Below are 13,041 nucleotides of genomic sequence, written 5' to 3' on the forward strand. Positions count from 1 at the left end.
CGCACCCGCACCCGCACCGCAGAACACCGGACGCACAGGTCACCGGCAGTCTCAGCCGTGCGCCGGACCGCCCCCCGGGCCCGCGCCGGGTGCGCTCACCGGCACCCGCCACACCAGCCGTGTACCACCGCCCCCGGGCCGCTCGCCGAGCGTCAGTACGCCCCCGAGGGCGATGGCCCGGTCCTCCATGTTCTTCAGCCCGCTGCGCCGTACGTCAGCCGGCACCCCACAGCCGTCGTCCGTCACGGTGAGCGTCAACTCGCCACCGGCGCACTGGAGCCGGACGTCCACGGCGTGGGCCCCGGAGTGCCGGGCCGCATTGCTCAGCGCCTCGCCGAGCACCGCGACGGCGTGGTCGGCGATGTCGCCGGGGACTTCGGTCTCGACGAGCCCCTCGATCCGCAGCGCGGGCGCGAACCCGAACAACGTGGTCGAGGCAGTGACCGCCTCGGAGACCCGGCTGCGCAGACCGTCGCCGTCCCGGCCGGCCCCGCCGCGCGTCCGCAGGCCGAAGATCGTGGACCGGATGATCTTGATGGTGTCGTCGAGGTCGTCGACGGTCCGTGTCAGTCGCTCCATGCCCTCGGCATGCTCCATGAAGCGCTGGGCGCTCTGCAGTGTCATGCCGGCCGCGAAGAGCCGCTGGATGGCGAGGTCGTGCAGGTCCCGGGCGATGCGGTCGCGGTCCTGGAGCAACGCGATCTGTTCCGCGTCCCGCCGTCGCTCGGCCAGCTCCAGCGCCAGTGCGGCCTGATCCGCGAACCCGAGCAGCGGTCCGGTGTCCGCGTCGCCGAACGGAGTGCCGCCCCGCAACCGCCCCAGCAGCAGCACGCCCCGCGCCTTGCCGCTGGTGCCGAGCGGCACCGCGACGACGGGTCCGAGCCCGGCCCACTGGGCTTCGCCCTCGCCCACGCGGGGATCGTGTTCGATGTCGGCGCTGACCACCGGCTCGGCGGAGCTGAGCGCGGCTCCGACGAAACCGCTTCTGGCCGACATCACCAGGCCACCGCGCTCCTCCGCGCCGAGCCCGACGGCCAGCGCCGGCCGTAGCTCCTCTTCGCCCGCCACGCGTTCCGCGATCAGCCCCATGTCCGCGGAGACGATCTTCCGTGCCTCGTCGACGATCAGCTCCAGCACCTCCGCGCCGGGCGCGCCGGTCAGCAGGACGCTGGTGACCTTCCCGCTGGCCCGCTGCCAGCGTTCGCGGAGCCTGGTCTCCTCGTACAGCCGCGCGTTCTCGATGGCGACGCCGGCGGCCACGGCCAGCGTCGCCAGGACGGACTCGTCCTCCGCGTCGAACTCCCGCTCGTCGCGCTTCTCGGTGAGGTACAGGTTCCCGAACACCTCGTCCCGTACCCGGATCGGTACGCCGAGGAAGGAGTGCATCGGCGGGTGGTGGGCGGGAAAGCCGTACGACTCGGGATGCTCGGACAGCTCCGGCAGCCTCAAAGGCACCGGGTGCCGGATCAGCTCGCCGAGGAGTCCGTGCCCGCTGGGCAGCGCCCCGATCTCGGACCGCCGCTCATCGTCGATGCCGACGGTGATGAACGCGGACAGCTTCCGGTCGCCACCGATCACGCCCAGCGCCCCGTACTCGGCGTCCACCAGGACGACGGCGGCCTCGACGATGCTGCGCAGCACCTGCGGCAGATCCAGCTCCCGGCCGACCGACAGGACGGCCTCCAGCAGGCTGTGCAGGCGGTCCCGAGTACCGCGTACGGCGGCGATGCGTACCTGCAGCTCGCCCAGCAGCTCGTCGAGCCGAAGCCTGGGCAGATGCTGCTCGGATCCCCCGCGTGTCTCCGCGCCCATCGCTTCCTCCGGCCCATTCGGCGGACAAGAGGCCGCACACCAGTCCGCCTGCCCTCACCGTACTGCCTGGCGACCCGCGGGACCGTCCGGTCACTGGTCCGGCAGGGTGAGGGTGCAGGACTCCCCGGGTGCCAAGGACACGGTGCGGTCCACGAGGGCGATGTCGATCGGGTCCTGGTCGGACGCGGGCACTGCCAGCATCAACTGGTCCGCGGTCAGGTGCAGTTGTACGCCACGATGGCCCCGGTAGCGGATGGCGAAGCCGTACTCGGAGAACTCCGGCAGCGGCACCGGATCGAGCCGCAGCGCGCCGCCCCGGGTCTCCAGACCGGTCAGGCAGCGCTGGACGAGATCGAGGGTGCCGGCCATGGCACCGAGGTGGATGCCCTCCCCCGTGGTGCCGCCCTGCAGATCGGCGACGTCCCCGGCCAGGGCCTCGTGTACGAACGTCCACGCCTCCGCGCGCCGCGCCCGGGCCAGCACCCAACCGTGCACCACGCTGCTCAACGTCGAGCCGTGACTCGTGCGGCGCAGGTAGTGGTCGACGGTGCGCCGCCACAGGGTGTCGTCCACCTCGTGCCCGAGCCTGCGGAAGAGCCCGCCGAGCTCGGCGGGCGAGAAGAGGTAGCCCAGCATCAGGACGTCCGCCTGCTTGGACGCCTGGTAGCGGTTGACGCTGTCGCCCTCGGCCTCCAGGATCCGGTCGAGCCGCCGGATGTCGCCGTAGCGGGTCCGGTAGCCGTCCCAGTCCAGCTCCTCCAGTCCGCCGTAGCCGTCGAACTGGCTGATCACCCCGGCATGGAAGGGCACGTACAGCTTCCGGGAAACCTCCTGCCAGCCGTCGAGTTCGGCCGCGTCGAGGCCGGTGCGCTCGCAGAGGTCCCGGCGCGGCAGTTCGGGCAGGTCGTAGAGGACGTCGAGGGTGCGGGCGATCACCCAGGCCGCGGTGACGTTGGTGTACGCGTTGTCGTCGAGTCCAGGCCGCTCGGCGCCGGGGTAGGCGTCGTGGTACTCGTCGGGGCCCATGACGCCGCGGATCCGGTACCGGCCGAGCGTCCCGTCGTACGCGGCGAGGCCGGCCCAGAAGCGGGCGATCTGCACGAGCATCTCGATGCCCTTGGTGTGCAGGAACTCGGTGTCGCCGCTCGCCTCGCAGTACTGCCACACGTTGTACGCGATCGCCGAGCCGACGTGGTGCTGAAGCCGCGAGTGGTCGGGCAGCCAGCGCCCCGAGCGCGGGTTGAGGTGCAGTCGCTGGGTCTCCTCCCGGCCGTCGCTGCCGCTCTGCCACGGGTACATCGCGCCGGTGTGCCCGGCGTCGACCGCGGCCCGGCAGGCCTGCTCGAGGCGGCGGTGGCGGTAGGTGAGCAGGGCGCGGGAGACCTCGGGGAAGTGCAGGTTGAGGTACGGCAGGACGAACAGCTCGTCCCAGAAGACGTGTCCCCGGTAGGCCTCGCCGTGCAGACCGCGCGCCGGCACGCCGACGTCCAGCTCCGCGGTGTGCGGGGAGAGCGTCTGGAGCAGGTGGAAGAGGTGCAGCCGCAGCACCGGGCCCGCGCTGTTCGGCACGTCCAACTCGGCGTTGCGCCACAGCTGTTGCCAGGCCGTGCCATGGGAGTCCAGCAGGGTCGCGAAATCCGGAGCGCGAACGACCCGGTCGAGGGCGGCGTGCGCCGGCTCCTCGATGGCCGGGTCGTGGGAGGTGTGCAGGGCGACGGTCTTGTCGACCGTGACCGTCCGGCCGTCGGTCAGGGAGAGCCGCAGCAGCCGTGCCGCCCGCGCGTCCTCGTGTGCGTCCACGGTCTGGACGGGTACGTCGGTGACCGTGCGGGCCGCCAGGCCGATCCTGATGTCGGAGGTGCTGGTCCGGCACTCCAGCCAGATCGTGTCCGGCGCCGCGGTGCCGGTCCGGACGTCCGTGAGGTGCCGGGAGGCGAGGGAGCGGTAGCGCTCCACGCCGGTGTTGGCGACACTCCCGTCGAGCGCCGTCTCGACCTCGATCTCCCCGGACCAGCCCTGAGCCGTCAACTCCATGCGCAGCAGGGCCAGATGGGGGTCGGCCATGTGGACAAGGCGTACCTGCCGTACGGCGAGGCAACGCCCCTGCTCATCCTCGTACCGCAGGGTACGTTCCAGGACGCCCGCGCGCAGGTCCAGAGTCTGGCGGTGGTCGAGGAGCTTGTGGGTGTCGGGCGTGAGCCAGTTCCCGGAGCGGGTGCGCACGCGAAGTGGCAGCCAGTTGGGGAGGTTGACCATGTCCTCGTTCTCGACCCGGTGTCCGGCCACGTCCGAGGTGAGGCGGTTGTAGCAGCCCGCCGCGTACGTGCCCGGGTAGTGGACGGGGTCCGCCGCGCACTCGGGAGCCGCGCCCCGGGTGGCGAGATAGCCGTTGCCGAGGGCGCACAGCGCCTCGCGCAGCCGCTCCTGCGCGGGCTCGTAGCCTTCGTACGCCCAGGTCCAGTCGGACATCCTCAGTCCTCCATCGGGGTGAGCAGCTCCGCGAGGTCCTCGACCACCAGGTCCGCGCCGTGCTCCAGCAGAGCGCTCCGGGTGGCCGGGGTGCGGGCGCGGTCGACGCCCACGACGAGTCCGAATCCGCCACGTCGGCCGGCCTCGACTCCGGCGAGGGCGTCCTCGACGACGGCGGCCTGTTCGGCGGGGACCCCGAGGCGGCGGGTAGCCTCCAGGAAGAGAGCGGGGTCGGGCTTGCCGGGCAGACCGAGCCGGGCCGCCTCCCCGCCGTCCACCAGAGCGTCGAAGAGACCGCGTACTCCCGCCTGTTCGAGGAGTTCGCCCGCGTGCCGGGAGGCGGAGGCTGCGGCCAGCGGGATCCCGGTGGACCGCAGGGCGCGCAGCAGGCGGACCGTGCCCGGGTAGGCGTCGACGCGCCCGGCGCGCAGCCGCTCGGAGAACAGCCGTTCCTTGTGGGCGGCGACGGCCCGGATCTCGGCATCGGAGGGCCGCAGCCCCCGGGATTCGAGGAAGGCCGCGGTTCCGTCGAGGCGCGACTTGCCGTCGACGTGGCGCAGATAGTCCTCGCGCGGGTCGAAGGGGCGCTCGCCGCGTGGGCGTAGGAAGGCGTCGAAGGCCGTCTTCCACGCGGCGGCGTGCAGCCGCGCGGAGTCCGTGACGACGCCGTCGGTGTCGAGGACCACGGCCCGCGTCCCCCGCAGCGCACGGGGTACGCGGGCCGTGTCGTTCCGCTCCGCGCTCATCGGTCGTCGGCCACCCTCATGTCGATGCCGATGCGTACGGTCATGGCGTTGAACTCCCTTGCGTGGTCCGGGATTTCGGCCGGTGCGGGGTGGAGGCTCAGCCGCTCCAGGTCCAGTCGGCGACTTCGGGCAGGTCGGTGCCGTGTGCGCGGATCCAGGCGTGGTGGCGGGTGCGGACGTCGGCCATCTGCTGGCGGACGGCGGCGGCGCGGACGCCGAGGCCGGGGACGCGGTCGATCACGTCCATGACGAGGCGGTAGCGGTCCATGTCGTTGCGGACGACCATGTCGAACGGGGTCGTGGTGGTGCCCATCTCCTTGTAGCCGCGTACGTGCAGGTTGGCGTGGCCGGTGCGGCCGTAGGCGAGCCGGTGGACCAGCCAGGGGTAGCCGTGGTAGGCGAAGATCACGGGCTTGTCGGTGGTGAACAGCCCGTCGTACTCGAAGTCGCGCATCCCGTGCGGGTGTACCTCGCGCGGCAGCAGCCGGGTCATGTCGACGACGTTGACGACGCGGACGGCCAGCTCGGGCAGATGGCGGCGGAGCAGGTCGGAGGCGGCCAGGATCTCCTGGGTGGGGACGTCACCCGCGCAGGCGAGGACGACGTCCGGTTCGCGGTCCCCGTTCGCCGAGCCCGCCCACTCCCAGATCCCGGCGCCCCGAGCGCAGTGGTCGCGGGCCTGGTCCATGGAGAGCCAGTCGAAGCAGGGCTGCTTGCCCGCGACGACGACGTTGACGTAGTCGCGACTGCGCAGCACGTGGTCCGCCACCGACAGAAGGGTGTTGGCGTCCGGCGGCAGATAGACCCGTACGACTTCGGGGCTCTTGTTGAGGACGTGGTCGACGAAGCCGGGGTCCTGGTGCGAGAAGCCGTTGTGGTCCTGGCGCCAGACGTGCGAGGTGAGCAGGTAGTTGAGGGAGGCGATGGGAGCGCGCCACGCCAGCTCCCTCGACGTCTTGAGCCACTTGATGTGCTGGTTGACCATCGAGTCGACGATGTGCACGAACGCCTCGTAGCAGGAGAACAGCCCGTGCCGGCCGGTCAGCGTGTAGCCCTCCAGCCAGCCCTGGCAGAGGTGTTCGGAGAGGACCTCCATGACCCGGCCGTGCCGGTCCAGGTGCTCGTCCACCTGGAGGGTCCGCTCCTGCCAGGCCTTGCCGGTGGCGCCGAAGACGGCTCCCAGCCGGTTGGAGGCGGTCTCGTCGGGGCCCACCAGACGGAAGTCCCTGCGGTGGGAGGTGTCCTTCATGACCTGTTCGAGGAAGTCGCCGAGGACCCGGGTGGGCTCGTGCAGGGTGGCGCCCGGCTTGTCGACCGGGACGGCGTAACGGTCGAGGGACGGGACGGGCAGATCACGGACGAGCAGGCCGCCGTTGGCGTGCGGGGTGCCGCCGAGTCGCTTCGCGCCGTCGGGCACGCAGGCGAGGACGTCGGCGACCGGACGCCCCTCGGCGTCGAAGAGTTCCTCGGGACGGTACGAGCGCAGCCAGGTCTCCAACTGCCGCAGGTGTTCCGGGTTCTCGCGGACCGCGGCCAGCGGTACCTGGTGGGCGCGCCAGGTGCCCTCGACGGGCACGCCGTCGACCTCCGCCGGTCCCGTCCAGCCCTTCGGGGTGCGCAGCACGATCATGGGCCAGCGCACCCGCTCGGCCACGCCGTCCTCGCGGGCGGTGCGCTGCATCCGCGCGATGCTGTCCAGGGTCCGGTCCAACGCGTCCGCCAGCGCGCGGTGGACCTCGTGCGGGTCGTCGCCCGCGACGTGGATCGGGTCGTGGCCGTAGCCGCGCAGCAGCTCGTCGAGTTCGGCCTCCGGGATACGGGACAGGACGGCCGGGTTGGCGATCTTGTAGCCGTTGAGGTGCAGGATCGGCAGCACGGCGCCGTCGTGGACCGGGTCGAGGAACTTGTTGGAGTGCCAGGACGCGGCCAGCGGCCCCGTCTCCGCCTCGCCGTCACCGATGACGCAGGCGACCAGCAGGTCCGGGTTGTCGAAGGCGGCCCCGTAGGCGTGCGCCAGCGAGTAGCCGAGCTCGCCGCCCTCGTGGATCGAGCCCGGGGTCTCGGGCGCGACATGGCTGGGCACCCCGCCGGGGAACGAGAACTGCCGGAACAGCCGTTCCATGCCTGCCGCGTCCCGCGAGACGCTCGGATACGTCTCGCTGTAGGTCCCCTCCAGCCAGGAGTTGGCGAGGACCGCGGGCCCGCCGTGTCCGGGCCCCCACACGCACAGCGCGTCCAGACCGCGGGCCTTGATCACCCGGTTGAGGTGCGTGTGCACGAGGTTGAGGCCGGGTGAGGTGCCCCAGTGGCCGAGCAGCCGCGGCTTGATGTGCGCGGAGGTCAGGGGTTCGGTCAGCAGCGGGTTGGCGAGCAGGTAGATCTGGCCCACGGCAAGGTAGTTGGCGGCTCGCCAGTGGGCGTCCAGGGTGCGCAGTTCCTCGTCGGTCAGTACGGTGCTGTCCTGGTGTTCGACCTTGGGCGGTTCGACCTTGGGCATGGTGACTCCGTAAGTCATCGAGGTGCGTCACGAGGCGTGTCGCGGGGCGTGGCATCGGTGTGCGTGATCGAGCGGAGGAGGCGGCATGGCCGGCGAGAAGACGGCGAAGGTGCCGGTAGCGGCGTACGAGCGGGAGCTGCTGCGCCTGCAGACGGAGCTGGTGAAGCTCCAGGAGTGGGTGCGCACCGAGGGTGCCCGGCTCGTGGTGATCTTCGAGGGCCGGGACGCGGCGGGCAAGGGCGGCACGATCAAACGGGTGTCGGAGCTTCTCAACCCGCGCGTCGCACGGACCGTGGCGCTGCCCAAGCCGACCGAGCGCCAGCGCACCCAGTGGTACTTCCAGCGGTATGTCGAACATCTGCCCGCCGCCGGGGAGATCGTGCTGTTCGACCGGAGCTGGTACAACCGCGCCGGCGTCGAGCAGGTCATGGGCTTCTGCACGAAGGAGGAGCACCAGCTCTTCCTTCGCCAGTGCCCCATCTTCGAGCGGATGCTCGTCGAGGAGGGGATCCTGCTGCGCAAGTACTGGTTCTCGGTGAGCGACGCGGAGCAGCAGAAGCGGTTCCGGCGCCGGCTGAAGGATCCGACGCGGCGCTGGAAGCTGTCCCCGATGGACCTGGAGTCGATCACCCGCTGGGAGGCGTACTCCCGGGCCAAGGACGAGATGCTGGTGCACACGGACGTCTCGGAGGCTCCGTGGTACATCGTGGAGAGCGACGACAAGCGCCGGGCCCGCCTGAACATGATCGCCCACCTGCTCGGCTCCGTTCCGTACCACGAGGTGAAGCCACCGGTTCTCGAACTGCCGCCCCGGCCGCCGTCGACGGGCTATGTGCGCCCGCCGCGCGATCTGCAGACGTATGTCCCCGACCATGCGGCGACCCTCTGAGTCGCTCATCCCCGTTGCGGTACGACGGCGACCGGGCAGGCGGAGTGGTGCAGGAGCGTGTGGGCGACCCGGCCGAGCTGGAGTCCGGCGAGTCCGTGGTGGCGCCGGACTCCGACGACCAGCAGGTCGGCGTCGTCCGAGGCGTCCAGCAGGATCCGGCGAGCGCTGCCCTCGGCGGTCCTGCGGTGCAGATCCACCGCAGGACGCTCGTCCGCGGCCTTGCTCAGCGCCGACTCCATGATCTCCGCGGCCCGCTGCTCGTGCAAACGGGCCGGTTCGCCCTCGAGCAGAGGGTCGTCGGCGCTCTCGTACGCCGGGCAGCGCCAGGCCCGTACGGCGTCCAGGGTGGCCTTACGGGCCTCGGCCTCCTCGAAGGCGAACCGGGTGGCCGCCGTGCCGTGCGGCCCCTCGCCGACTCCCAGGACCACGCGCCGGTGCGTCTTGTTCCCTGCCTGGTTGTCCTGGTCGCCGCGCAGCACGATCACCGGGCAGGCGGCGCGGCCGGCGACCGTGAGGCTGACCGAGCCGAGCAGCAGTTCGGCGAGGCCGCCGCGGCCGCGCGACCCGACGACCAGCGCGGCAGCGGTGTGCGCCTCGTTCAGCAGCACGCTCGCCGCGTCGTCGGGCAGGACGTCGGTGCCGACCTTCACCTCGGGGGCCCTGCGGTGGGCCCGGCGCGCGGCGGCCTCGACGATGTTGTCGGCCATCACCTGCTCCGAGGACCTGCCGAGGCCCTCGGCGAGCGCGGCGCCCTCGTAGCGCTCCCACAGCGACGCGTACACCAGGCGCAGCGGTGCGCCGCGCAGCGCGGCGTCGTCCGTCGCCCAGTCCACGGCGCGCAGGCTGGGCTCCGAGCCGTCGACGCCCACGACCAGGGGCAGCTCCACCGTCCTCACCGTCCTTCGCCGCAGACGAGGGGCCGGGACTCGCGGATGACCCGGATGGTCCCGTGCGCGGGCACCGCCACCATGACAAGTCTCCCTCCACACTCGTACGACTGCCGCATGCATGGGCGGCTCTCCTCGGACGGCAAGGCGCGCCTGATGGCGAGTCGTGTCGGTTGATCGGTCGTGTCATCGGGTGATCGGTCGTGTCGGGCCTCAGTCGTGCGGGACCACGGCGACGGGGGCGGTGGCGTGGTGCAGTACGGCATGGGTGACCGGCCCGATGTGCGCGCCGAGCGCCGAACGGCGGATACGGCGGCCGACGACGACCAGGGAGGCCTCCGCGGAGGCCTCCACGAGGTGGCTGGCCGCCCTCCCGGACAGGGAGTCCTCGACAACGTCCACCGTCGGGAACTTCTGCCGCCACGGCCGCAGCACCTCGCTCACGGCGACGGCCTCCTCCGCGCCGATCTGGGCGTTCAGTTCCAGATCCGGGGGCATGCCGTACGCGATGTAGGGCGGCTCGTTCCAGCCGTGGACGACACGCAGGGAGGCGCCGCGCAGGACGGCCTCCTCGAAGGCGAAGCCGATCAGGGTGTCGTCGGGGGCCGTGGTGTCGAGCCCGAGCACGACGGGTCGCGGGGCCGCAACGCCGGCGTCGGTGCCCGAGGTGCCTCCTTCGGCCCGTACGAGGACGACCGGACGCTCGGCGCGGGCCACGACGGCCAGGCCGACGGAACCGACCACGAAACCGCCCATCCCGCTCAGGCCGCGGGATCCGAGGACCAGCGGTTCGGCGTCCTTCGCGGCGTCGGTCAGCACCTCGGCCGGCCTGCCGGTGACCTGCTCGACGAGCACGTCGACCCCCGGGTGGGCCGCCCGCAGTTCCCCGGCCGCTTCACGCGGTATGTGTTCGCTCCACTGCTGACGGGTCTCGGGGCCGAGCAGTGGGGCCTGGGCGATGGGGGTCGGAGCGGGCTCCCAGACGTTGACCAGCTTCAACGGCAGCCCGCGCAGCTTCGCCTCACGGGCCGCCCAGTCGGCGGCGGCACGGCTCTCGGGCGAGCCGTCGAGGCCTACGGTGACGGTGCGGGGCATGATCTCCACCTCCTGAACCGGGATCGCTCGATCCCTCTTCCAGCGTGGTGTCGTGGGGGTTCGCGGTGCAGGGGCCGCAGGTCCCCGGAAGGGGCCGATCGGCCCTATGGACCCGCGGGGCGAGCGTGGGAGGGCAGCCCTGCCCGCAGGGGCTGTTGGGCTTGTCCCGCACGACCACACCACTGGGCACCGGCTCCACCCGACGCATCTTCGAGGAAGCCGCCTACGTCTCCCTCTCCAGGTCGCGGCCGCCGCGCCGGAGCCACTCCCGGTAGGCGGCCAGGGTCGTGGGCAAAGTCGGGAAGATCCGGTCGGTGCCGATGGCCTCGGTCAGCCCGAAGGCGTCGAGGTCGTCGCGCAGGTCCTGCTTCACGCGGGCGAGCGCGAAGACGATGTGACGCTGTTCGAGTTCCTGGCGCAGGGCGTCGACCGCGTCGAGCGCGGTGATGTCCACCTCGACGATGGCCTCGGTGTTGAGAACGAACCAGTCGACAGGACCTTCGTGTCGGTCGACCGCCGCCAGCGCCCGCCGCTTGAAGTCCTCGGCGTTGGCGAAGAACAGGGGCGAGTCGTAGCGGTAGACAAGCAGGCCGGGGACCATGCGGGCCTGTGGATAGTCGTCGACGTCGTGCATGCCTGCCAGTCCCGGCACCAGACCCTCGATCGCGTCGTGCGGGCGGGCCACCCGGGTGAGCAACTCCGCGACGGAGAGCCCGACCGCCACCAGCACGCCGTACAGGATGTCCAGGGCCAGCACTCCGGCCAGACAGCCCAGGGCCAGGAGCAACTCCCGGCGCCGGAAGGCGGCCAGCCGCCGGAACCCGGCCAGATCCATCATGCGGACCCCGGCATAGACGACCAGGGCGCCCAGCACGGTCGACGGCGTGTGCGCGAGGAGCGGGCTGAGGAACAGCAACACGGCGAGGACCACCGCGCCGGCGACGAGCGAGTACGCCTGGCTGCGGCCCCCGGCCGAGTGCGCGAGCGCGGTACGACTGGCGCTGCTGCTCACCGGGAAGCCGTGCAGCACGCCCGCGCCCAGGTTCGCGGCTCCCAGGGCCAACAGTTCCTGGTTGGGCTCGAGTTCGTCGCCACGAGTCGAGAAGGCGCGCGCGGTGAGGATGACGTCGGTGTAGCCGACCAGGAGCACGCCGAGTGCCGGCAGTACCAGGTGCGGCAGGTCTCCCGGCGTCGGCAGGCCGGGGCTCGGCAGCCCGGCCGGTACCGCGCCGATGACGGCGATGCCGCGGTCCTCGAGTCCGAGGACCGCGACGGCCGCCGTGCCGAGCACCAGGGCCAGCAGGGGGCCCGGGACACCGGGGAAGAACCGCGCGACCGCGAAAAGGAACGCGATCGCCGCCACGGAGAAGATCACCGTGGCGGGATGGGCTTCTCCCAGGTTCCTCACGAAGGAGAGCAGTTGAGGAAAGAACTCGGATCCCGAGGTGCGGACACCGGTCAGTTTGGGGAGCTGGTCGACGATGATGATGAGCGCCACGCCCGTCAGGTAGCCGACCAGGATCGGCCGTGACAGAAGGTCGGCGAGGAAGCCCAGCCGCGCCACCCACGCCACCAGGAACATCGCCCCGACCACGACCGCGAGCCCGGCGGCGAGCGCGGCGTACCGGTCCGGGGCGCCCGCGGCGAGGGGCCCCACCACGGTGGCGGTCATCAGCGCGGTGGTCGACTCGGGCCCGACGGACAACAGCCGTGACGAACCCAGCAGGCTGTACAGCAGCAGGGCGGGAAGGATCGCCCACAGCCCCGCGACCGGCGGCAGTCCCGCGAGGCCCGCATAGGCCATGACCTGCGGAACGAGATAGGCCGCGACGGTCACTCCGGCCAGCAGGTCGCCGCGCAGCCACGAACGGTGGTAGCCGGCCAGGACGACGAGGCCGGGAGCCACCCGCCGCACGAGACCGCGTCGGCCCGCCCCGGCGGCCGCATCCGAGCGCTCGGACATGGGGCTCCCTTCGTCACCCCCTTCAGCATCGCCCCACGGTCGTCCCACCGCACGGTCGTCTCGGTAGGTCGGTAGGTCGGTAGGTCGGTGGGTCGGTGGACCGGCAGGGCCGACTCACGACGGAACATGTCGGCAGACGGACGAAGCCCGCGCTCACCGCAGACACGATCGACCGCGGTGCGGCCAGAATGAGACATGCCCGAGTGATCGTGACCCAAGTGCGCTGAGATGGCCCGAACGACCCATGCGGAGGGTCTGTGGGGGGCGAACGTGGGAGAAACGATCAGTTCGGCTTCGGCCGCACCGGACTCGGTGTCCGGCTGCGCCACGTCGATGTGCTGTGCCGGGGAGTGCGGTGCCCGTTCGGGAGGCGCCGAGGACAGGTTCCGGGGGCTCCTGGAAGCAGCGCCGGACGCCATGATCATCGTGGACGACACCGGGACGATCACACTCGTCAACGCCCAGACCGAAGCGCTCTTCGGCTACGGCCGCGAGGAACTCCTCGGCCGAACCGTGGACTTGCTCGTACCCGACCGCTTCCGAACCCACCATGCACTGCACCGATCCGGCTACGCCGAAAATCGTCAAGTGCGCCCCATGGGAGCCGGTCTCGAACTCCACGGCCTGCGCAAGGACGGCACCGAGTTCCCCGTCGAGATCAGCCTCAGCCCCCTGGAGACCAC

General features: G+C 71.6%; 9 protein-coding genes. 2 read left to right on the forward strand and 7 right to left on the reverse strand.

Annotated features, from left to right (window positions below; translation table 11 throughout):
- Positions 1-51 precede the first annotated feature (51 nt).
- From ACZ7M3_RS36715 to ACZ7M3_RS36730, 4 genes are all read right to left on the reverse strand, one after another.
- Positions 52-1,812 carry a sensor histidine kinase gene (locus ACZ7M3_RS36715; RefSeq protein WP_472069211.1) on the reverse strand — a complete coding sequence of 587 codons (1,761 nt, stop codon included), beginning with the start codon at positions 1,810-1,812 and terminating at the stop codon, positions 52-54.
- A gap of 90 nt (positions 1,813-1,902) precedes the next feature.
- Positions 1,903-4,281, reverse strand: coding sequence for a glycoside hydrolase family 65 protein (locus tag ACZ7M3_RS36720; RefSeq protein ID WP_472069213.1), 2,379 nt, complete (start codon positions 4,279-4,281; stop codon positions 1,903-1,905).
- 2 nt (positions 4,282-4,283) lie between these two features.
- Positions 4,284-5,027 (reverse strand): HAD family hydrolase, encoded by a 744-nt coding sequence (locus ACZ7M3_RS36725; RefSeq protein ID WP_472069215.1) that lies wholly within the window; start codon positions 5,025-5,027, stop codon positions 4,284-4,286.
- Between the two features lie 97 nt (positions 5,028-5,124).
- The gene (locus ACZ7M3_RS36730; RefSeq protein WP_472069217.1) at positions 5,125-7,524 is read right to left on the reverse strand and encodes a phosphoketolase family protein; all 2,400 of its coding nucleotides are present in this window, start codon (positions 7,522-7,524) and stop codon (positions 5,125-5,127) included.
- A gap of 85 nt (positions 7,525-7,609) precedes the next feature.
- Here ACZ7M3_RS36730 and ppk2 point away from each other — a divergent pair, with 85 nt between their 5' ends.
- Positions 7,610-8,413, forward strand: coding sequence for a polyphosphate kinase 2 (gene ppk2, locus ACZ7M3_RS36735; RefSeq protein ID WP_054232062.1), 804 nt, complete (start codon positions 7,610-7,612; stop codon positions 8,411-8,413).
- 5 nt (positions 8,414-8,418) lie between these two features.
- Here ppk2 and ACZ7M3_RS36740 read toward each other — a convergent pair whose 3' ends face one another.
- The 3 genes from ACZ7M3_RS36740 to ACZ7M3_RS36750 form a co-directional block, all read right to left on the reverse strand.
- Positions 8,419-9,300 (reverse strand): universal stress protein, encoded by an 882-nt coding sequence (locus tag ACZ7M3_RS36740; protein WP_472069219.1) that lies wholly within the window; start codon positions 9,298-9,300, stop codon positions 8,419-8,421.
- 213 nt (positions 9,301-9,513) lie between these two features.
- Positions 9,514-10,395, reverse strand: coding sequence for a universal stress protein (locus ACZ7M3_RS36745; protein ID WP_472069221.1), 882 nt, complete (start codon positions 10,393-10,395; stop codon positions 9,514-9,516).
- Positions 10,396-10,618: 223 nt separating this feature from the next.
- On the reverse strand, positions 10,619-12,358 hold the full coding sequence (locus ACZ7M3_RS36750; protein WP_472069223.1) for a SulP family inorganic anion transporter: 1,740 nt from the start codon (positions 12,356-12,358) through the stop codon (positions 10,619-10,621).
- A gap of 333 nt (positions 12,359-12,691) precedes the next feature.
- On the opposite strand from ACZ7M3_RS36750, the gene ACZ7M3_RS36755 reads away from it, so the two are divergent.
- Positions 12,692-13,041, forward strand: a 350-nt coding sequence (locus tag ACZ7M3_RS36755; RefSeq protein WP_472069526.1) for a PAS domain S-box protein, incomplete at its 3' end; no start/stop codon positions are given.

The organism is Streptomyces sp. NPDC111656 (genome assembly GCF_055656965.1).

Excerpts from the sequence above, each read along its gene's own strand:
- ACZ7M3_RS36715 (WP_472069211.1), bottom strand. The coding sequence starts at position 1,812 with ATGGGCGCGGAGACACGCGGGGGATCCGAGCAGCATCTGCCCAGGCTT.
- ACZ7M3_RS36720 (WP_472069213.1), bottom strand. The coding sequence starts at position 4,281 with ATGTCCGACTGGACCTGGGCGTACGAAGGCTACGAGCCCGCGCAGGAG.
- ACZ7M3_RS36725 (WP_472069215.1), bottom strand. The coding sequence starts at position 5,027 with ATGAGCGCGGAGCGGAACGACACGGCCCGCGTACCCCGTGCGCTGCGG.
- ACZ7M3_RS36730 (WP_472069217.1), bottom strand. The coding sequence starts at position 7,524 with ATGCCCAAGGTCGAACCGCCCAAGGTCGAACACCAGGACAGCACCGTA.
- ppk2 (WP_054232062.1), top strand. The coding sequence starts at position 7,610 with ATGGCCGGCGAGAAGACGGCGAAGGTGCCGGTAGCGGCGTACGAGCGG.
- ACZ7M3_RS36745 (WP_472069221.1), bottom strand. The coding sequence starts at position 10,395 with ATGCCCCGCACCGTCACCGTAGGCCTCGACGGCTCGCCCGAGAGCCGT.
- ACZ7M3_RS36750 (WP_472069223.1), bottom strand. The coding sequence starts at position 12,358 with ATGTCCGAGCGCTCGGATGCGGCCGCCGGGGCGGGCCGACGCGGTCTC.